The sequence below is a fragment of the Woronichinia naegeliana WA131 genome, from assembly GCA_025370055.1.
Lineage (GTDB): Bacteria > Cyanobacteriota > Cyanobacteriia > Cyanobacteriales > Microcystaceae > Woronichinia > Woronichinia naegeliana.
Window position 1 is genome coordinate 5,278,824 of sequence record CP073041.1, and the last position, 20,025, is coordinate 5,298,848.

19 protein-coding genes and 9 pseudogenes are annotated in these 20,025 nt (G+C 40.3%); 13 read left to right on the plus strand and 15 right to left on the minus strand.

What is annotated here, in order from left to right:
* Window positions 1-97: 97 nt before the first annotated feature.
* The 4 genes and pseudogenes from KA717_26465 (at window position 98) to KA717_26480 (ending at window position 3,713) form a co-directional block, all read left to right on the plus strand.
* Window positions 98-1,379: pseudogene (locus tag KA717_26465) on the plus strand (ISKra4 family transposase).
* Window positions 1,380-1,510: 131 nt separating this feature from the next.
* Window positions 1,511-2,158: a Uma2 family endonuclease gene (locus tag KA717_26470; protein ID UXE59368.1), complete on the plus strand. Its 648-nt coding sequence runs from the start codon at window positions 1,511-1,513 to the stop codon at window positions 2,156-2,158.
* Between the two features lie 127 nt (window positions 2,159-2,285).
* Window positions 2,286-3,035 (plus strand): HEAT repeat domain-containing protein, encoded by a 750-nt coding sequence (locus KA717_26475; protein UXE59369.1) that lies wholly within the window; start codon window positions 2,286-2,288, stop codon window positions 3,033-3,035.
* 63 nt (window positions 3,036-3,098) lie between these two features.
* On the plus strand, window positions 3,099-3,713 hold the full coding sequence (locus KA717_26480; GenBank protein UXE59370.1) for a UbiX family flavin prenyltransferase: 615 nt from the start codon (window positions 3,099-3,101) through the stop codon (window positions 3,711-3,713).
* Window positions 3,714-3,811: 98 nt separating this feature from the next.
* On the opposite strand, the gene KA717_26485 is transcribed toward KA717_26480, so the two are convergent.
* From KA717_26485 to KA717_26510, 6 genes are all read right to left on the minus strand, one after another.
* A complete protein-coding gene (locus KA717_26485; protein UXE59371.1) occupies window positions 3,812-4,210 on the minus strand; it encodes a PIN domain-containing protein in 399 nt (132 codons plus the stop codon).
* The gene (locus KA717_26490) at window positions 4,207-4,473 is read right to left on the minus strand and encodes a hypothetical protein (protein UXE59372.1); all 267 of its coding nucleotides are present in this window, start codon (window positions 4,471-4,473) and stop codon (window positions 4,207-4,209) included. The genes KA717_26485 and KA717_26490 overlap by 4 nt, the downstream gene beginning before the upstream one ends.
* 196 nt (window positions 4,474-4,669) lie before the next feature.
* On the minus strand, window positions 4,670-4,990 hold the full coding sequence (locus KA717_26495; GenBank protein UXE59373.1) for a hypothetical protein: 321 nt from the start codon (window positions 4,988-4,990) through the stop codon (window positions 4,670-4,672).
* Window positions 4,947-5,237 carry a hypothetical protein gene (locus KA717_26500; GenBank protein UXE59374.1) on the minus strand — a complete coding sequence of 97 codons (291 nt, stop codon included), beginning with the start codon at window positions 5,235-5,237 and terminating at the stop codon, window positions 4,947-4,949. Before KA717_26500 ends, KA717_26495 begins: the two co-directional genes overlap by 44 nt.
* 198 nt (window positions 5,238-5,435) lie before the next feature.
* Window positions 5,436-5,543 (minus strand): type II toxin-antitoxin system HicA family toxin, encoded by a 108-nt coding sequence (locus KA717_26505; protein UXE59375.1) that lies wholly within the window; start codon window positions 5,541-5,543, stop codon window positions 5,436-5,438.
* A gap of 98 nt (window positions 5,544-5,641) precedes the next feature.
* Window positions 5,642-5,842: a type II toxin-antitoxin system HicB family antitoxin gene (locus tag KA717_26510; protein ID UXE59376.1), complete on the minus strand. Its 201-nt coding sequence runs from the start codon at window positions 5,840-5,842 to the stop codon at window positions 5,642-5,644.
* Window positions 5,843-6,237: 395 nt separating this feature from the next.
* Between KA717_26510 and KA717_26515 the strand changes: the two genes are divergently transcribed.
* A complete protein-coding gene (locus KA717_26515; protein ID UXE59377.1) occupies window positions 6,238-7,110 on the plus strand; it encodes a hypothetical protein in 873 nt (290 codons plus the stop codon).
* Here KA717_26515 and KA717_26520 read toward each other — a convergent pair.
* Window positions 7,107-8,175, minus strand: a pseudogene (locus KA717_26520) (IS4 family transposase). The gene KA717_26515 and the pseudogene KA717_26520 overlap by 4 nt on opposite strands.
* A gap of 96 nt (window positions 8,176-8,271) precedes the next feature.
* Here KA717_26520 and KA717_26525 point away from each other — a divergent pair.
* The 3 genes and pseudogenes from KA717_26525 (at window position 8,272) to KA717_26535 (ending at window position 10,420) form a co-directional block, all read left to right on the plus strand.
* Window positions 8,272-8,607, plus strand: coding sequence for a GAF domain-containing protein (locus tag KA717_26525; GenBank protein ID UXE59378.1), 336 nt, complete (start codon window positions 8,272-8,274; stop codon window positions 8,605-8,607).
* Between the two features lie 158 nt (window positions 8,608-8,765).
* Window positions 8,766-9,826, plus strand: a protein-coding gene (locus tag KA717_26530; GenBank protein ID UXE64787.1) for an ISKra4 family transposase whose coding sequence is annotated in 2 segments (ribosomal slippage) — window positions 8,766-8,922 and window positions 8,922-9,826 — 1,062 coding nt in all. Because the reading frame shifts where the segments join, the coding sequence is not laid out codon by codon here.
* Window positions 9,827-9,928: 102 nt separating this feature from the next.
* Window positions 9,929-10,420 (plus strand): annotated as a pseudogene (locus KA717_26535) (transposase).
* A gap of 45 nt (window positions 10,421-10,465) precedes the next feature.
* On the opposite strand, the gene KA717_26540 reads toward KA717_26535, so the two are convergent.
* The gene (locus tag KA717_26540) at window positions 10,466-11,893 is read right to left on the minus strand and encodes a transposase (protein UXE59379.1); all 1,428 of its coding nucleotides are present in this window, start codon (window positions 11,891-11,893) and stop codon (window positions 10,466-10,468) included.
* Window positions 11,894-11,968: 75 nt separating this feature from the next.
* Here KA717_26540 and KA717_26545 point away from each other — a divergent pair, with 75 nt between their 5' ends.
* A complete protein-coding gene (locus KA717_26545) occupies window positions 11,969-12,514 on the plus strand; it encodes a hypothetical protein (GenBank protein UXE59380.1) in 546 nt (181 codons plus the stop codon).
* Between the two features lie 226 nt (window positions 12,515-12,740).
* Here KA717_26545 and KA717_26550 read toward each other — a convergent pair.
* A pseudogene (locus tag KA717_26550) lies at window positions 12,741-14,078 on the minus strand (IS5 family transposase).
* Between the two features lie 124 nt (window positions 14,079-14,202).
* Between KA717_26550 and KA717_26555 the strand changes: the two are divergent.
* Window positions 14,203-14,472 (plus strand): annotated as a pseudogene (locus KA717_26555) (transposase).
* Window positions 14,473-14,486: 14 nt separating this feature from the next.
* Here the strand turns inward: KA717_26555 and KA717_26560 are convergent.
* From KA717_26560 to KA717_26570, 3 genes and pseudogenes are all read right to left on the minus strand, one after another.
* A pseudogene (locus KA717_26560) lies at window positions 14,487-14,630 on the minus strand (hypothetical protein).
* A gap of 55 nt (window positions 14,631-14,685) precedes the next feature.
* A complete protein-coding gene (locus tag KA717_26565; GenBank protein ID UXE59381.1) occupies window positions 14,686-15,765 on the minus strand; it encodes an IS1 family transposase in 1,080 nt (359 codons plus the stop codon).
* Window positions 15,766-15,942: 177 nt separating this feature from the next.
* A pseudogene (locus KA717_26570) lies at window positions 15,943-16,158 on the minus strand (ISKra4 family transposase).
* Window positions 16,159-16,245: 87 nt separating this feature from the next.
* Between KA717_26570 and KA717_26575 the strand changes: the two are divergent.
* Window positions 16,246-17,527 (plus strand): annotated as a pseudogene (locus tag KA717_26575) (ISKra4 family transposase).
* Here the strand turns inward: KA717_26575 and KA717_26580 are convergent.
* Both KA717_26580 and KA717_26585 read right to left on the minus strand, forming a co-directional pair.
* The gene (locus tag KA717_26580; GenBank protein UXE59382.1) at window positions 17,500-18,024 is read right to left on the minus strand and encodes a hypothetical protein; all 525 of its coding nucleotides are present in this window, start codon (window positions 18,022-18,024) and stop codon (window positions 17,500-17,502) included. The pseudogene KA717_26575 and the gene KA717_26580 sit on opposite strands and share 28 nt — an antisense overlap.
* Window positions 18,025-18,032: 8 nt before the next feature.
* Complete coding sequence (locus tag KA717_26585; GenBank protein ID UXE59383.1) at window positions 18,033-18,275, minus strand: hypothetical protein; 243 nt, start codon at window positions 18,273-18,275, stop codon at window positions 18,033-18,035.
* Between the two features lie 60 nt (window positions 18,276-18,335).
* Between KA717_26585 and KA717_26590 the strand changes: the two are divergent.
* Window positions 18,336-18,425, plus strand: a pseudogene (locus tag KA717_26590) (transposase).
* 288 nt (window positions 18,426-18,713) lie between these two features.
* On the opposite strand, the gene KA717_26595 reads toward KA717_26590, so the two are convergent.
* Window positions 18,714-19,112, minus strand: coding sequence for a hypothetical protein (locus tag KA717_26595; GenBank protein UXE59384.1), 399 nt, complete (start codon window positions 19,110-19,112; stop codon window positions 18,714-18,716).
* 280 nt (window positions 19,113-19,392) lie between these two features.
* Here KA717_26595 and KA717_26600 point away from each other — a divergent pair, with 280 nt between their 5' ends.
* Window positions 19,393-19,608, plus strand: a complete 216-nt coding sequence (locus tag KA717_26600; protein UXE59385.1) for a DUF3148 domain-containing protein — start codon at window positions 19,393-19,395, stop codon at window positions 19,606-19,608.
* Window positions 19,609-20,025 lie beyond the last annotated feature (417 nt).

Consider the following 20,025-nt stretch of genomic DNA (forward strand, 5'->3'; position numbering starts at 1 on the left):
AAACTATAATCAAACAGTTGAGCGGGTGTGACCTTTAGTTGATGAAGGAAAAGAAAAGTGTTAACATGAGATGAAAAGTGACAAAGAGGAAACAATGATGACAGCAAAACTAATTAATGTAGAGGGTTCAAAGATAAAAATAGAACTAACATTAGAACTCAGTCGTTCAATGTTGGATACAGAAATAAATATTCAAAAAGGCTTAAACGAAGTAGGTTGCATCGCCAGCAAAGAAGCCTTGAAATATTTAGATACAGATGGTTCACCCTTAAAAATCGGTGAAGAAATCTGGAAGAGTAAGGGAGAGCAACCGAAAGAATATCAAACACCTTATGGTGAGGTTATAGTGAATCGTCATGTATATCAGCGTTCACCTTTGAGGAAAAACGTATTGCCCCTTAGAAAGAGAAGCAAGGATAATCATAACATCAACGCCATTATTGGCAAAACAGGTATCCTCAAAAATGTCAGGGATGGCAGGCAAAGAGGTGAAAAATGATTTATTAGAAAATCATGGTAGAAAAGTAGCGCTATCCTATATCCAAAGATTGAGTGAAGCAGTAGGAAGTGTGGTACAGGCAAAAGAAGAAGCGTGGAGTTATGCCCCGCCCAAGGAGGATAGCCAAATTGCAACAGTGGGAATAGGATTAGATGGAACCTGTATGCTGATGTGTGAGGATGGCTACCGTGAAGCAATGGTGGGAACCGTTTCCCTATACGATAGTGAGGGAGAACGTCAACAGACAATCTATCTAGGTGCGGCACCAGAGTACGGAAAAAAGAGTTTTCTAGAAAGATTGGAAAGAGAAATTGAGCGAGCGAAAAACCGTTATCCAGAGGCAAAATTTGTCGGTATAGCAGATGGTGCAGAATCAAATTGGAAGTTTTTAGAAAAGCAGACGGAAGAACAGATATTAGATTTCTATCATGCCTCTGGTTACTTAGGAGCGTTGGCAGAAGCGTTGCATCCGAATACCGTGTCAAAACAAAAAGAATGGTTGACTGAAAATTGTCGAGAACTCAAGCATGAAAAAGGAAAAGCAGGAGAACTGCTAAATCTGATGAAAGAAGTCAAAGAAGAAAAAAGTCATTCTAAGAATCTTACCGAGAAACTACAAGCGGCGATTACTTATTACGAGAATCATCAGCATCAAATGGATTATGCTGAATACTTAGAGAAAAAGTATCCGATTGGTTCAGGTGTTACGGAAGCAGCTTGTAAGACGTTGGTCAAACAACGATTATGTTGTTCAGGAATGCGATGGAAGGAAAAAGGAGCAGGAATTATTTTGAGCCTACGAGCTTTGGTATTGACCAAGGAACGATGGAGTCAATTTTGGGCAAAACTTGATCAATATGGGTTCCCTGTAGAACCCTGATTACAACAGCTTTTATCAACTAAAGGTCGCACCCAGTTGAGCAATTAAGTTTTTTATATTGCTTCGTGAGTACCTCGTGGGTAAAGCAGTTCTGATTTACCGACGCGACGAAATTCTTTGGAGATGGAGAGATGCCAGTCAAAATTGCGATCGCCCAAATTCACGTTGCGCCTGGTCAGCGAGTCAGGCTGGAAAATATTAGCTGGCAAGAATTTGAAGAGACGTTAGAAGATTTAGGAGAGCATCGTCATTCCCATATCGCCTATTACCAAGGAGTTTTAGAGCTTCGGATGCCATTACCAGGACACGAACGAACAAAAGTTTTGATTTCTCACTTGTTAGTGATTTTATTGGATGAGTTAAATTTAGAGTGGGAATCCTTGGGATCAACTACCTTTAAAAGTCCAACAATGCAGGCCGGGATTGAACCTGATGATTGTTTTTATATTCAGAATTATCAGGCCATGATTGGGAAACAGCGACTGGATCTGGCCGTTGCTCCTGTCCCTGATTTGGCAATTGAAGTAGATTTAACATCAATGACGCAAATCAGTGCCTATGAAGCCTTGGCAATAGCTGAAATTTGGCGTTATGAAAGGGGCAAATTAGAGATTAGTGTCTTGGAAAACGGGCGATATATTAATGTTTTAACCAGTAAAATTTTTCCTTCTATACCTGTCATTGAGGGAATTTCTGAGTTTGTAGAAAAAAGTGAGGAGAGGCCGATGAGTGCCTTGGGACGGGAATTTCGCCAATGGCTAAAGGATTATTGTTTGTAAGCCGGTCAATATTCATGCTTCTGAAGTCTGGAAGTCTTGGGAGATCGCTGCTCTGAGCCTAGCAATCATCTCCCTCGCCCTAGAAAGACGGGTTTTAAAACCCATTTCTCTGATAATCTAGAACTGTATGCGTAATCATGATGACCTAAGCCTCCTTGAGGATCACTTCGATGACCCGTTAGAGCAGCTTGATGCTGATAACCTGGCGGACTCTCCTCCCCCTGATCCAGAAATAATGTTGTCGCTTCTGGCCGATCCGGATGCGTCTCAACGGATGCTGGCTGCACGAGCTTTTTGTGAATTACAGGATGAGCGATCAATCCCTACTCTGATTCAACTATTGGGAGATATTTGCCCTCTAGTGCGAGTCAGTACAGCCTACGCTTTGGGCAGAAATACCCATGTAGATGCGGTGGAGCCTTTGATTCACCTTTTAGCAACGGATTGGAATGGCTATGTCCGCAAAGGTGTGGTTTGGGCCCTGGGGAATTGCCGCGATCGCCGGGCCTTACAACCCTTGATCCACGCCTTAAAAACAGATATTTCTGCGGTGCGTCTATGGGCGGCAAGTAGTTTACCCCCGATTGCCAGTTTGGCCTACGAAGATGTCATTTCAACCATTCCTCCTATTATTGAGGCTCTGCGTCGAGATAAGATGTCTGCGGTTCGGAGTAACTGTGCCTGGGCGATCGGCCAACTCTGCCGAGAATTACCGTCTAACGTCGTCTATGCAACGGCGATCGATGCTTTACTTGAGGCTTTGGTAGAGGATGAGGATTTTGGGGTAAAAGAAGATGCTAAGGCTTCCCTGTTGCGGTTAGGTGATCCGAGGGGATTACAAATGATTGAAGATTTGGAATTGGAAGGATTGATTTAAGTTTTTGTTTTAAGTTCTGACTCTGTAGAACAGTGTAAACCCTGGCTAAACATTAAGACAATCATGACCAAACCGTTAATTTTGGGAGTCAGTGGAGCTTCTGGCTTGATCTATGCTGTTCGTACCATCAAATACTTATTGGAAGCCGATTACGCTATTGAATTAGTGGCATCCAAAGCAACCTATCAGGTTTGGCAAGCTGAACAAGCGATCCGAATGCCCTCTGAACCCGAAGCTCAGGAAGAATTTTGGCGATCGCAGTCTGGTGTGATCAGTCAGGGAAAATTGCATTGTCACCGTTGGGGAGATGTGGGAGCAACCATTGCCAGTGGTTCTTTTCGTACCTTGGGAATGATTGTCATTCCTTGCAGTATGAGTACGGTGGCCAAACTGGCAGCCGGTTTAAGTTCGGATTTATTGGAAAGAGCGGCAGATGTGCAAATCAAGGAAAGCCGTCCTCTGGTGATTGTGCCCCGTGAAACCCCTTTTAGTGTTATCCATTTACGGAATTTAACGACCTTAGCGGAGGCAGGCGTGAGGATTGTTCCCGCTATTCCGGCCTGGTATCATCATCCCCAATCCATAGAAGATTTAGTAGATTTTGTTGTGGCTAGGACTCTGGATCAATTAGAGATTGATTGTGTTCCTCTTCAACGTTGGCAAGGATCATCATTGTGAGGTGTAAAAACGCGATCGCACTTTCACATTCCAGCCAGGAGACGGCGATCGCACTAGATTGGTTTGTTTTTTGAACAAAAGGGGGAGAAATTTTAGATTTATCGCCATACAGAGATTTTCATTACGTCAAAATGATAGTCATAAGTCCAGACAGGTATATTTAATTCATCGGCTAAGATAGCAGTAAGAGCATCAACAATGGTAATGGTTTGATCGGGAAATTGTTGAACTTTTTTAATGGCTTTTAAATATTGTTCTTCTGTGGGGTTGAGTAGATTAGCAGACTCTAAGCAATTTTGGCTAAAACGAGTTGCTTGTTCAAATCCTAAGCGATATAAAGTTAGGCTATAGGCTTCAATATAAACAGGAAAAGAAACAACAACAATTAATTTTTCTGTGGCAATACGTTGAATTTCTGCTTGTGCTCTAGCATGAAATTGATCGCTAGTATCTATGGCTCCATAGAGGGGTGTGGTATCGGCAAGAATGGCTTTCAAGATTCGGTCTGATTCAGTTTTTGAGAGAGGATAAATTCGTTTAAAACAACATCGTGATTGATAGCGGTATCATTATAGCCACTACCGATGGGAGCGGGATCAAGATGAAATGTTTTTCGCGGTTTGGTTAAATAGCCTTTAGCGATTAGAAAGGATTCTAAGGCCGTTTGGACGGTATCAGCAGAGGATGTTTGCTGTTCTTGGGTATAGGTTGTGAGGGCATTAAGGATGGGTAAGGGGAGATCAAGGGTTATTTGGGGCATCGTTATCAATTTTTTGTTGTTTAAAAATTCTAGCATCTTGCCGATAATCATTAATCGCTCTTATCGAGCATCATTAAACTGACAATGATCGCTTTTTTATCTTTTGTTTAAGAATGATTGCTTTTTTAATTTTTAACAACAGGGGAAGGGCGATCGCCTATTCAAGTAGAAAAAAAGTGATCGCCAAAATCATCAATTATTTGCGCTGTTTAGCTAGGAAATAGGCATCATCGTGTTCTGCAAAGCTTACAATAATAACTCGTTGTGGTGATGGCTTTTCATAAATGCGATAAACTAAGCGATAGGAAATCTGATTCCAGTCAATCTCTAAGGCACGAAATCCCCTGAGTTTACCGATTAAACTATGACTCGGAAAACCTAGTGTTTTGTACGGATCTAAGGACAAAATATTGTAATATTGGGGCCATTTTTTCTGTAATTCTGATGGTAAGCTAGCAATGTCTGATTGTACATCAGGAAAAATTTGTATTAGATATAATCCCTTGTTTTTGCTCATGGGCAATCCATTCTTTTAATGCCGTTTCATCAATTTCTTGCCCGGGTTCCATGACGGTGATCCACTGACTCGAATCCTTTAGCAAGGGTAATCGAGCGATCGCCAATGCTTCAGCCGATAAGGTTTTAGGTTGTTCCTCCAGGATAATAATCACTTCAACCGTTTTTCCCTCTGGTAAGCGATCATCTTGAATTTCAATTCTACCCTGGGATTTAACGAGAGCCTGTTGTCGAAAGGTTTTAGTCATAACCATCACTCGTAAGGAAATTAGTTTTATGATAACAAGTTAGAAAAGATTATGCTCTGCGATCGCGGTTTTAAATTTTCATAGAGGAAGGAAAGGGCGATCACGTTTTATTCTTTGTAAGGAATGATCGCTTTTTTATCTTGTGTTAGGGGCGATCGCGGTTTTAAATTTTAATTCAGAAGAAGATAGCGATCTCTGCTATCTCAAGTCATCTTCGGTTAGATCAGCATCTTTTAAAATACTTTTAAGAGTACCAATTGGTAAATCTTTATTGCCATGAATAGGAATAGATAAAATGACTCTCATTCCTTGTTTTGTATAAATATGATGGCTACTACTAACACGCTTTAACTGCCAACCTTAACGTTCAACAATTTTACAAAGAGCTTTACCAGAGATAGATTTCATAATGATAATTCGATTAGCTCTTTTTCTGCTTCGATTTCTGTTTCTTGACTCGCAACTTCAAGCCAGCCTTGAACTGCATCTTGCAACATTTCTAATAATTGTTCATAACTTTCTCCCCAGGTATGACAACCTGGCAAAGCGGGTACGGAACCGCACCAAACCCCGTCTTCTTGCCAAATCAAGGCTTTAACTTTCATTATTGATATTACTCCTGTCATTTGCTTGATTTTACTATGAAGACGGCAATAGGCGATCGCAGTTTTAAATTTTCATAGAGGAAGGAAAGGGCGATCGCTTTTTTATCTTGTGTTAGGGGCGATCGCAGTTTTAAAGTTTAACCAATTAAGAAAATTATTCACGATTTTATCTGTACGATTTAATAAGTACCTCGACAAAATTATTTACACCAAGCGATCCTTGTACAGTAAGACTTCTGGGCTTGTCTAATGGGTAATTTATTTTGCAGAACCACTTACACATCAAGGGAAAGTAGAAGCCTAACTACATTTGCAGAATATATTTTTTAAAAATCTGCCATTAATAGAATGTCTGTGCTATATTCTAAAAAGCCAAGAAAATCAGGATTATAGCAATGGCACACGCAATGACACATAAGGATAATTCTTCTGCCCGCGATTTATCGGGTAAGGAGGTTGAGCAGAACGTAATTCGCATTGAAAACCAGATTGAGCGGGCAACTCATTCGCTATTTCAACAAAAAGCTGTTCTTGAGAAGATTATCAAGGAATGTTGTGAGCTAGGCTTTGGTTTTGCCTCGATTCAACTGGTTCGTCCTGAAGAACAAATTATCGAAGCAGTGACAGGAGCCGCTTGGGCTGGAAAAGCCGGACACTTTTTAGAGCCTGTTAATAATTTAAGAGACATCCAAGCCGATATTTGCCAGACTTGCCGCACTGAAGTTATTGCTGGCTGGGACGATCGCTTTGATGAATGGGTTTACAAAAAGTACAAGCACCAAGACTCGATACGGATTTTTACGCCTCTAATCTTAGTACAAGATGATAAAGGTTGCAATGACCAGAAATGGTTTAACAACTTTGATCAAAAGTGGATTACTCATAAGGTTAATGAAAGTTGGTTTAAGGGAGGTGAGCAAAATCAACCAAAGGAGAATGGGCAACATAGTGTTGTGGAAGTCTTATTACCTAAATCCTATATCGGCAATGAAATCAAGGTAATTGGAACGATAGAGGTTGGATATTGGTCTTTTGACTCCCCGTTAGCTCTGATTGAAAAAGACAAAGTGATTGATCTAATTGTAAAAGCGGGTGAGTGGGCTTTAAAAATTCGGGAAACTCAGCTTCCTTGTGTTTTAGATGAGATTACTAAAATTGCGATGAGAGAAGTTAAGGCTGATGGAGCTACCCTTCATTTTTTAGAAGGCTTGCCTCCAAAATCTAATATCTTGGAAATTGGTACTGATGGGAGCATAAAGAAGAACTAAGTACAGGACAAAAAATGTAGGGAGTCGAGAAAAAGAGAAAAATTGGGTAGAGAAGGATTAAGAACAAGATGACGAAGATGGTCAAAACCAAGACGAAAAAGACTCTGCGCTAGGCGACCATGTTTCTTGAGGGGAATGGGATGAAGATGATGAATTGCTAGACCAGTTTTGAGAGACCAAGCCAAAGCTAAAGTCAGTAAAGCCAAAAGCTTACGAAGACGCTTGGGGTCAGTAAAGTGAGTAGATTCCAAGCAAAAGCCACGAGTCTTAAAGATGCCAAAAAGGGTTTCAATGCCCCAACGCAGGGCATAATCGTGAATAAGACCTTGGGAATCGGGATGTCCAATGACGATGAGTAGAGAATTATCAGGCAAGCGAAGAGCCTCTACAGAAACAGGATATCCCCAAACCCGACAACTCCCTTGAAGACGTTGAGATTCACTCTTTTGCAAGATGGGCAAAAATGACTTTGGCGGCCAAAAGCTTGCCATTGTGCTCAATCTTGTCCGTAGCCCGAATTCTCAGACAGAAAGCCAGTAGCGGTTCGAGCAGAAGATAGCGAAGCCAAGCCTGACCAATAAACTCACGGTCGCCACATAAACAACGAATCAGGGCGGTGGGAAAAATCTTGAGCATCTCCTCGATAAAACGCATTCGTTCATCACTGTTAGAATTGCCCTTTTTCTTGCTAAGCATCCACCACAAGATGGGAATGGCTACTCCTTCATGGACAATGCCGACAGTGAGGATATTATAACCATGACTGCCAAACTCCCAGGTTGTGCGGTCAATACTTAATACCCAAGGTTGAGGGATATCCAGCCAACTGACTACAATACGGGCAATGTGATGGTAATCCAGCTCAAATCCTGAGAAAAAGCGTTGTAAGCGTTTGTAATGAGAATCCACCAATGCCCGACCTTCAAAACCCAGAGCCAATTCTTTAAGGTTAACCGTTTTCACTTTGAGGAGGGCGAGTAAGAACAAGGCTAGGAAGGAGAGTCTGGCACCATGCCATCCCAAATGGGGTTTTAGGGCTTGTTTCAATGCGTTATATTGGTTCATGGGTTTTCTTACATTACGTTCATCTTCCATGAAACCCCTTTCTCGTATACTTTTCAAGCCTTTTGTCCTGTACTTAGAAAGAAGAAGTATTTAGAGATGAAAACAGGTCGAATTCCCTACACCTACGAGGTATTTTCTGAATTAATTGGGCGTGAATTTATCCGAGAATGTCCTCCTTGTATCGGGGGCGAGGGTCAATTAGCGATCGCAGCTAATCAGGAAAGGATATTGCCATCTTTACCGAAATCCTTGAAAGATTATAATCCAAAAGCGTTTGATTTAGGCATCAGAGAAATTGTTATTTTCCCTTTAATTGTTGACCAATATAAAGGATGTTTGTATCTTCATTTTAAACAGAAAAATCCTTTTAACAAAGAGGCAATTAGTTGGCTAAGGCTCTTTCGTAATCGGATTGAAGAGGCTATCCGTTAGGGGAGCATCTCACTTATGCAATAAGTATTAATACTTATGGGGCAGAAAAATAAGACTTTGAACTTTATCGAACTTTATCAAAAAAAGAAATGAGAGTATAATAGTCGAGACCCACTTTCCAAAATCTATCCCAATTGAGGAACAATCTCATGTTATCAGTGTTATCAGAAAATGAAAAAAGGATTCAAGAGTTATGTCAAGAGTTGGGAGAATGTCTCTATCAACAATCTCAAGTTAAAACATTTAATAATTTGGGCGAAATAGAGGAGACTGTCAGAGACTTAATGATTCAGTATGTCAACCCAGAAATAGGTATTTTTTTGTCAAAACAAGTACCGAGGAAACCACAGGTCGGATACGAACAGTAAAAAGTATTTTGGGGGAATTGCCCATTACAGAAAAACAAGCGAAGAAATTAGAACTAAAGCCTCGAACTCAGATGAGTCCAATGTTAGAGAAGAACTGTTTGCTACTGAGTGGCGATGAGTCTTATGAAAAAGCAGCTAAGAAAATCCAATCATTGACGGGAATTGCTGTTTCTCACAGTACGCAACAACGCCTTGTACATCGCTATCATTTTGAAGAATTACCCTCTAACACAGAAGTCGAAGAAATTAGCATAGATGGTGGGAAGGTACGACTCAGAACTCCCAAGGGAGAACCCTTAATTTGGCGTGATTATAAAGGAGTCAGTTTTCATCAATTGGGGGTAGCTGCCTTTTTTCAAGATAACTCGGCTTTATTAGATTTGGTTAATTCTCAAATTTTGGCTAAGCCTTTAATTTGTTTGGGAGATGGACATGATGGTATCTGGAACTTATTTCGTGAGATAGGACAGAAACATGAGCGAATTGAAATTTTGGACTGGTATCACTTAATTGAAAACCTCTATAAAGTTGGGGGGTCATTCCAGCGAATTGAGGAGGTCAAGTCTTTTCTTTGGACGGGTGAAGTGGATGCCGCTATCTCCTGTTTTGAGGGATGGTCAGAGCCTCAAGCTGAGAATTTTATCATTTATTTAAACAAGCATAAACATCGGATTGTCAATTATGGTTATTTGCAGGCAGAGGGCATTTCTATTGGCTCTGGCTCTGTCGAATCTCAAGTTAAACAAATTGGTCATCGTCTTAAAATTACTGGTGCGAGTTGGAATTCTGACAATGTACCACAAGTCCTTCGTCATCGCTGTTCCTATTTAGGGCTTGCTGAAAAAAGCTGAAACCTTTACGGAGAAAAATAGTAGGCGAATTAAGAACCGCTAGAATGCACGAAAATAGGGTAGAATGCCTCAAAACCATTGCATTAAGAAGAGAGAAAGCAGATGTACCGAAAGCAACAGTACTCAATTGAAACACCAGAAAACTTGAAAAATCTGTTCGGCGGGCAGTTAGACGAAGAAAATCGTTGGATAGAAATGTCAAAAATGATTCTTTGGGAAGAATATGAGGAAGAATATGCAAAAAACTTCACAGAAAAAAAAGGAGCCCCAGCCAAATCATTTAGAATGGCATTAGGAGCATTAATTATCAAAGAAATTTCAGGAAAAAGTGACAGAGAAACAGTAGAACAAATAAAAGAGAACCCTTATTTACAGTACTTTATAGGAATGGAAAGCTATAGTAGCAAAGAAGCATTTAATGCGTCAATGATGGTTCATTTTCGTAAAAAAATAGGAATGGAATTAATAAATAAAATTAATAAAGAAATAGAAAAAAAAGCGACGGGTGTAGCGTCAGAAAAAAAAGAAAATGAAGGAAAGTTATTGTTAGATGCGACTTGTACACCAGCAGATATAAAATATCCAACGGATATAGGAACTGGACAGTGGGAAGTTTATGGATGCCAGATAAGGTAATGACTATGCGACGAAAGTAAGCATATCAGGGCTTGGGGAAGAGGCAAGTTTAGCGGTAAGGAATTTAGGCAAAAGCAGACTGGGTGGACTTTGAGGAAAAATCATTTGGGCTTGATGTTGAAGGGCTAGTTGAGCAATCCGTTCACTAGGGTAGCCATGGGATGGTAATGTCCGAAACCATCGAGGAAAATTAGCCCAAATCCCCTGGGGTAACTCTAAGGCGAGAATTTGAAGTAGCCCTAAAGCAATGGCATTAAGGTTAACAAAACGCTCAAAGGCTTCTACCTTGTTTAAAATCTGAGTCTGAACAGCTTGTGGATAGTCACTGAGGATAAGATTGCTGGGCCAGGTAGGTAAAGTAGGAAGACTCTTAAGCCAAAAACGATAGGCAAAGCTGCCCAAAAGATGGACTAATTGACGAAAAGTGACTTCAATCTTAAATCGGAGACCGTAAGCGGCAATAATCTCAGGTCCAGTCAAACAGAGATCAGTAGAAAGCAGAATCAGTCGTCGTCCGTTAGGCAATTGGGTCAGAACAAACTTGACGAGCTGATGGGGACTATCCCAGTGGAACTCAAAGCACTGATAAGAAACCGTGACTTGTTGACCATAGAGCCAGACTTTAGCTGTCGGAAAGTCCGCCGCCAGAGCGAACAGCTTTTCTAGTTTTATCGAACTCCCCCAAATCCGTGGTCGTCCTCTCCCCGTCAGCGTCGGCACGGAACAAAAGGGGGCATAGGCGACGGTGGAGCAACGCACTCTTGTGATTAGATGCAAGGCGTTCTGGCGAAAACTTTTGAGCACTGGTTCGCAAGCAAAATAAGCATCCAAAATTACATAACTCCCTGCCTCTGCGTAAGTAACACAAAGGTCAGCCATTTTTGTCACCAGGCTCGTCTTCACCTTTTTTTTGCCTTTTCCCTCCCCCTTCTCGGTTGCTTTGGACTTGATGCCATCGTCTAGCCGCAACACTAAGGGCAAGGCAAAGCAGGCTTTCCCTACTCCCACCAAAATACTCAAGGCATTGAAGTAATGACCCCTTATCCACTCTGGCTTGGACACATCTTCCGATTCTTGGTGTAGTCGTTTTACACCTGGCATCTTGCGTCCTTCTTTCCCCACTTTGATGCCATCACCCACATACACCCGTTTCCCTTTAATTCTGTATAGACTTTCATGCTGACTTAGCCACTTTGACCATTGTAAAGTTAGTCCTTCGACCCTAAACGCCTTGGAATCAAACCAATGTAGAGCCTGATTGTAGTAGCTCTCTGTTAAGCCAATGGCATTGACATAGCTAGTTATTGCGCTGGGTTGGCTGTTGAGCACTACTCCCCAGACTAACAGGATAAACCATTGGAACGTTGCTTCTCGGCTAAAGGCTGGACGGAGATTATTGAGGATTTGCTCTAGTCGCTGACATAGTTGCATAATTGATAGATAGCACTGGCTATCGATTTTCTTATATCAGCCAGTTTCGGACATAACGGCACTCTTTTGTATCGGATGTCCGATTTTCTTTTCTCCACTTACACGCCTCGAGAACTTCCCACTGTCCAGATAGGAATATTGAATGATGCCAGAGAAAAAACAGAAAAAATAATAGATAAGCTGTATGAAGAAATAAAAGAGAAAAGGAAAGAAAAGCCGAGGACTTATAGGGAAGTGGCAAGAAAAGAGTACTTAGCCATAGCAAAAAAACGTCGTGTGTCAAAAAAAGAAAGAAGAAAAGGAACAAAAAAACAACTAGGATATATAAAAAGAAACTTGTCTCATATAGAAAAAATGATAGAAGAGGGAGCAAAGTTAGAAAAACTAACGAAAAAAGAGCAAGAAGAGCTTGTAACGATAGGAAAAGTGTATGAGCAACAGTTAGAAATGTATGAAAAAAAGACAAATAAAGTAGAAAACAGAATTGTGAGTGTAAGCCAACCTCACGTGCGTCCAATAGTGCGTGGAAAAGCGGGAAAAGCAGTAGAGTTTGGAGCTAAAATATCAGCAAGTAATGTGAATGGCTTTGTCTTCTTAGACAAATTAAGTTGGGATAATTAGGGCTTGCTGAAAAAGTCAAAAAACGAAAGAAATGTGGGTTAGGGAAGTATGGACTGAAAAAGCATAGATAACTTATCCTTATGGAAACAAATCAAAATACAGATTTTGTTTAATCTATTGTTCCTTTCTGTCTAAAAAGGTCAACACAAATCACTCCTCACAAAAGAGAGGAAAATTAACACCATTTTTCACAAGAAAAACGACTCTACAACTTTTTACTTTTTGTCTTCTGAAGTAGAGTAGAAAGATTCATTACCAAAAAGTTCATCGCAATTACCGTTTCCGAGGTCTCAGGTAGTTTGGCCATCACTCGACCAAGACTAAATTTCCTCTTTCCCTGTCCGAATTTACCCTCAATGGCATTACGCACTCTTTCATCTGAGCGTGCCTCTTTCTTTTTTTCTTTGCTCACCTCTTTCGGCGGTCTTCCCAATCGGGGACCACTCATTCTTATATCCCTTTCTTTACAATAAGCTCGATTCGCTTTTGTTCGATAGATTTTATCCACATGAACCGATTCCGGATAACATCCTGTTTCCCTTTTATATTCTTCTATTCGCGCTTGTAAATCTCCCGATTCGTTGTAATTATCCCAACTTAATTTGTCTAAGAAGACAAAGCCATTCACATTACTTGCCGATATTTTAGCTCCAAACTCTACTGCTTTTCCCGCTTTTCCACGCACTATTGGACGCACGTGAGGTTGGCTTACACTCACAATTCTGTTTTCTACTTTATTTGTCTTTTTTTCATACATTTCTAACTGTTGCTCATACACTTTTCCTATCGTTACAAGCTCTTCTTGCTCTTTTTTCGTTAGTTTTTCTAACTTTGCTCCCTCTTCTATCATTTTTTCTATATGAGACAAGTTTCTTTTTATATATCCTAGTTGTTTTTTTGTTCCTTTTCTTCTTTCTTTTTTTGACACACGACGTTTTTTTGCTATGGCTAAGTACTCTTTTCTTGCCACTTCCCTATAAGTCCTCGGCTTTTCTTTCCTTTTCTCTTTTATTTCTTCATACAGCTTATCTATTATTTTTTCTGTTTTTTCTCTGGCATCATTCAATATTCCTATATCCGTTGGATATTTTATATCTGCTGGTGTACAAGTCGCATCTAACAATAACTTTCCTTCATTTTCTTTTTTTTCTGACGCTACACCCGTCGCTTTTTTTTCTATTTCTTTATTAATTTTATTTATTAATTCCATTCCTATTTTTTTACGAAAATGAACCATCATTGACGCATTAAATGCTTCTTTGCTACTATAGCTTTCCATTCCTATAAAGTACTGTAAATAAGGGTTCTCTTTTATTTGTTCTACTGTTTCTCTGTCACTTTTTCCTGAAATTTCTTTGATAATTAATGCTCCTAATGCCATTCTAAATGATTTGGCTGGGGCTCCTTTTTTTTCTGTGAAGTTTTTTGCATATTCTTCCTCATATTCTTCCCAGGGAATCATTTTTGACATTTCTATCCAACGATTTTCTTCGTCTAACTGCCCGCCGAACAGATTTTTCAAGTTTTCTGGTGTTTCAATTGAGTACTGTTGCTTTCGGTACATCTGCTTTCTCTCTTCTTAATGCAATGGTTTTGAGGCATTCTACCCTATTTTCGTGCATTCTAGCGGTTCTTAATTCGCCTACTATTTTTCTCCGTAAAGGTTTCAGCTTTTTTCAGCAAGCCCTAATTACAACGAATCGGGAGATTTACAAGCGCGAATAGAAGAATATAAAAGGGAAACAGGATGTTATCCGGAATCGGTTCATGTGGATAAAATCTATCGAACAAAAGCGAATCGAGCTTATTGTAAAGAAAGGGATATAAGAATGAGTGGTCCCCGATTGGGAAGACCGCCGAAAGAGGTGAGCAAAGAAAAAAAGAAAGAGGCACGCTCAGATGAAAGAGTGCGTAATGCCATTGAGGGTAAATTCGGACAGGGAAAGAGGAAATTTAGTCGGGTGCATCCCACTTAAGATAATACATTGACACTCAAAAGAGGAGAGTGATTGAGATAAGCACATCGTAGCCGAAGAATACGAGAAACATTATGAAGATGCCAACGTGCTCCCGACAATTTAACCCTAGCTCCCACCTGTTTAATCTTAGACTCCACATCACGGCACTGGTATCGTCTAGCTAGAAGCTACAAACGTTGCAATACGAGAGGTTCAAGAAATCAGGCGAATTTGGAGTAAGTCCTCCCAAGTTAACCCCTTTTCAATTATACCGAGAGCTACAGCAGGAACTTCTCTAGTCGTAAAATGGCTGCGAACAAAGTTATGAACCATCCAGAAAATATCTAGGACTCGCTGTAATCCCACAACAGATTTAGCATAAGTATTTGTACGACGACAAAAGGCGGCTAAATAGCGTCGGATAGCACTATTAAATGCCTCAACGTGGTTGGCATGGACGTCCTTTTCTTCTGGTTTTTCTGTTGTCTCTGGATGTTCTGGTTTCGGAGTTTCTACTTTCTTTAGTTTACCCTCAGAATCTCGACGTTTACTACTCTTATTTTTTAGTCTTACTACAAGACCCTTCGGTAATACTTTGGTGGGACGACCTCGCTTTCCAGTCCTTAATACTTCGTGACAAATATTAAATAGCAGTTGACTATATCGCTTTTCTCCATCTGTAAATAACTGGAGAGATTCTGCACTCCTTTCAAATAATTCCGCTACCGTCATCATTGCTTCTAGAAATAATTTCTGCTCTTTTCGACCACATTTTAAATGCCAAATAAAGCGGCTAGCCCTGTCCATGAGCACGATTGTCCACCCCTCAGAGGCACTTGCTTCTTTATTTTTTCCAACTTTTGTGTATAGTTCATCCCCTTCTATTACTAATTTAACAAATTCATTCACTAAGGCGTATAAAAATAATGTCTCTTGTAATCCTGATAATTTCTTTTCCCAATTCAATATTGTTGTTTTCGCGTAGCCGAATGCTCGGGCTGCTGCATTTAATCCTATTCCTTCCATTCTGGCTTTTAATACTTTTACAATTTCACTTAATGGGGTTTCTACGCCAGCGATTACGCTACCATAAGTCTCAGCAAAACAAGAACTACATTCTTGACAAATGAACATTTTACGTTCCCCGTTACCTTTCGTTTGATAATGAGAATGTATTTTTACGTTTTCACTATAGCAATGAGGACAGTTGTCCTTGAATAAGGCATCCTCTTTCTCTTGGCACAAGCCAACATCATTCAGGATTTTCATAGAGCTTTTCTTTAATATTGACATTGTTTTCTGTTTCCTTCTTCTTTGATATAATGACAATAATAATATAATAAAAACGGGCCGATGTCTAGTCTTAAACTATTTTTCTATTTTCTCAAAGCCTTACACCATAACTTTTTCCAACTTTGATCAGACGATACCAGTTCCCACATCACCAGAACCAATCACAATACCAAGCTGTTGATAGTATTGGTAATCAGGGATACGCTGATAATGCTTCGTCAAATAGGCTTGAAAATTCTTTGCCCTCTTGCTTTTGACTCCATCAAACGCATCTATTGCCTTGTTCACAAAACCCCGCCACAGTAAATGCTCCACTGCTTCTAGCCGTTTGAGAGAGCCACCCACTTTGAACAGATTCTCCTTGAGATGATACCAATCCAACACCTCTCGTCGTATCAGCCACGATGGGTGTGACCTTTAGTTGATGAAGGAAAAGAAAAGTGTTAACATGAGATGAAAAGTGACAAAGAGGAAACAATGATGACAGCAAAACTAATTAATGTAGAGGGTTCAAAGATAAAAATAGAACTAACATTAGAACTCAGTCGTTCAATGTTGGATACAGAAATAAATATTCAAAAAGGCTTAAACGAAGTAGGTTGCATCGCCAGCAAAGAAGCCTTGAAATATTTAGATACAGATGGTTCACCCTTAAAAATCGGTGAAGAAATCTGGAAGAGTAAGGGAGAGCAACCGAAAGAATATCAAACACCTTATGGTGAGGTTATAGTGAATCGTCATGTATATCAGCGTTCACCTTTGAGGAAAAACGTATTGCCCCTTAGAAAGAGAAGCAAGGATAATCATAACATCAACGCCATTATTGGCAAAACAGGTATCCTCAAAAATGTCAGGGATGGCAGGCAAAGAGGTGAAAAATGATTTATTAGAAAATCATGGTAGAAAAGTAGCGCTATCCTATATCCAAAGATTGAGTGAAGCAGTAGGAAGTGTGGTACAGGCAAAAGAAGAAGCGTGGAGTTATGCCCCGCCCAAGGAGGATAGCCAAATTGCAACAGTGGGAATAGGATTAGATGGAACCTGTATGCTGATGTGTGAGGATGGCTACCGTGAAGCAATGGTGGGAACCGTTTCCCTATACGATAGTGAGGGAGAACGTCAACAGACAATCTATCTAGGTGCGGCACCAGAGTACGGAAAAAAGAGTTTTCTAGAAAGATTGGAAAGAGAAATTGAGCGAGCGAAAAACCGTTATCCAGAGGCAAAATTTGTCGGTATAGCAGATGGTGCAGAATCAAATTGGAAGTTTTTAGAAAAGCAGACGGAAGAACAGATATTAGATTTCTATCATGCCTCTGGTTACTTAGGAGCGTTGGCAGAAGCGTTGCATCCGAATACCGTGTCAAAACAAAAAGAATGGTTGACTGAAAATTGTCGAGAACTCAAGCATGAAAAAGGAAAAGCAGGAGAACTGCTAAATCTGATGAAAGAAGTCAAAGAAGAAAAAAGTCATTCTAAGAATCTTACCGAGAAACTACAAGCGGCGATTACTTATTACGAGAATCATCAGCATCAAATGGATTATGCTGAATACTTAGAGAAAAAGTATCCGATTGGTTCAGGTGTTACGGAAGCAGCTTGTAAGACGTTGGTCAAACAACGATTATGTTGTTCAGGAATGCGATGGAAGGAAAAAGGAGCAGGAATTATTTTGAGCCTACGAGCTTTGGTATTGACCAAGGAACGATGGAGTCAATTTTGGGCAAAACTTGATCAATATGGGTTCCCTGTAGAACCCTGATTACAACAGCTTTTATCAACTAAAGGTCGCACCCGCCACGATTGAGTGGCGAAACTCTCTACCGCATTCCAGATTCCGGGATGACCATCTCCCAAAAAGGTCACTATTGGAGACAAAGGTTGAACATTGCTCCAATTCTTTAAGCCCTCTGGGTCTTGGAAAAAGGCTTCACAGACATTGCCATGAAGACTCACCAGTTTATAATCTCGCCACTGTCCCCCTTCCTTCTCCTCGCCCCGCAGACAAATCTTTCCCCCATCTATACTGACCCCCGCACTCTCTGACTGAGCTTGAGCTAAGGGCAGTTCTGTCCGTTCTACCAAGCGATGTAAACTGCTATGTCCTACTTTTATCCCCATCAACTCCTCTATATCTTCTTCTGCTTGTTGGTAGGATGTTTTCGCACTGGCTCTTAGACAGCATTTCTCTAAACCTGGACTTAAGACGATTTTTGGCGACACCTTTAGTTTTCTGGCTTGTTTTTGGCTTATTTCCACTTCTCCGACTAGGGTTTTGATTTTTCGCTTGTTTCCAGACCGTTTTTTTCCCCCTTCTGAAAAAAAAACTCCCCCATTGTTGGCCCCACAATTTCTAACATCTGGGTTCTGACTTCTACTTCGATGCTTCCAAAGTCCTTCTGTTTCTCTGGTTCCGTATATTTGCGCAGGATACGGGCTGATTCGGTGAGATGCTGTTTTAACAGTGCTTTTTCTTCTGGGGGAATCGGTAACATACTTTTTTCGCTCATCAGTTTTTTTCCATTTTACCCCAGATTCTATGTACTACTTTGTCCGGGATGTACCCAATTAGTCTTGGTCGAGTGATGGCCAAACTACCTGAGACCTCGGAAACGGTAATTGCGATGAACTTTTTGGTAATGAATCTTTCTACTCTACTTCAGAAGACAAAAAGTAAAAAGTTGTAGAGTCGTTTTTCTTGTGAAAAATGGTGTTAATTTTCCTCTCTTTTGTGAGGAGTGATTTGTGTTGACCTTTTTAGACAGAAAGGAACAATAGATTAAACAAAATCTGTATTTTGATTTGTTTCCATAAGGATAAGTTATCTATGCTTTTTCAGTCCATACTTCCCTAACCCACATTTCTTTCGTTTTTTGACTTTTTCAGCAAGCCCTATTTAAATGATTACCTTTTTTGACTCTTTCATTTACCTCGTTAAGTATTTCTACTTATTGCAAGGGTGAGATGCTCCCCCTACGCACCTCTTCACTTGTTATTCTCGTATATAATCGCGTACTTTTAAAACTTGGGTCTGTTTGACTTTTCGGCTCCACTATCGACTTTATATCTTCTAAGATATTCGGTAATTTTGTTTCTATTTTTTTGCGCCCACTACGGCTGTGACCATCTATGAATGCTTGACCACTCGTTAATTCTTCTGTTCCTTTGCGGATTGTTCGTCTATTCCACCCTAATTCGCGTTCTGCGAAGGTTTGTCCCCCTATTCCCAAACCTTGTACAACCTGTGCCATGAATTGTCTCCTGTCGCTACCTTTTAGTTTTTTGGCTGTTTCGATGTACAGCGATTTTAGGTCTTCACTGATTTCCGTTACTGATTTTTTCAGCATACAATTTACCTTTTTGTTAAAACTGTCTTTTGCTATTCTATCGGATCATTTATTTTATGGCTATCTCTTACTGACTCTCTAAGAGACCGAGATTCGAGGAGGGAATGCAAAAAAACTCAGAGATTAGGTTAATATCTCTCATATCCATAAAAACAAGATCATGTCTGTATCTTATGTTACCGTTTGAATTTGGAATTGCTGCGGAGTTTCAGATCCAAATTTTCGATGATTTGAAATATGCTAACTTGGAGGATTATCACGATCACATCTAGCCAGTACCATGAGTGAAATTAACGTCGGGGGAAAAGTCCGTCTGATTGCCATTCCCCCTTACCTGAAAACTGCCGATCCCATGCCTATGTTACGGCCGCCGGATCTGCTCAGTATCGACGATATAGGCACAGTTATAGATCGCCGGCCGGGGGGTTATTGGGTGGTAAAATTCGATCAAGGCTCATTTCTGCTCGATAGCAAATATTTAGGGCTTGCTGAATAAGGATGAAATCCTTGCTAGACAATACTTTCAGGCATTTTACAAACGATCAGATGCAAGGTTATGGCATTTGGAGGCTCAAAATCCATGCACTTTGCTGGAAAAATGTGGGGTAAAACTGGAAACTGATCTCTGAAGTCACCATTTTTCGCGCCCTGTGGCATCTAGGTTCGTTTTGTGGACTTTTTCAGCAAGCCCTATTTAGAAGCTATTTAAACCAGTTAAGTGCATCGCGGTCAGGACAACTTTCAACCAAGGTAAAACTATCTGTCATTGGCTGCCAGAAATAGCCGAACAACTGCGGATTGAAGTTAATCCTCCTGAATACAGCAATTCCAAATTCAGAATGTAGCTAAAGATACAAAATCCCTGAAGTGCTTACGGTCAAGGGGTTTAATGCCAATATTTAGAATCAATGTA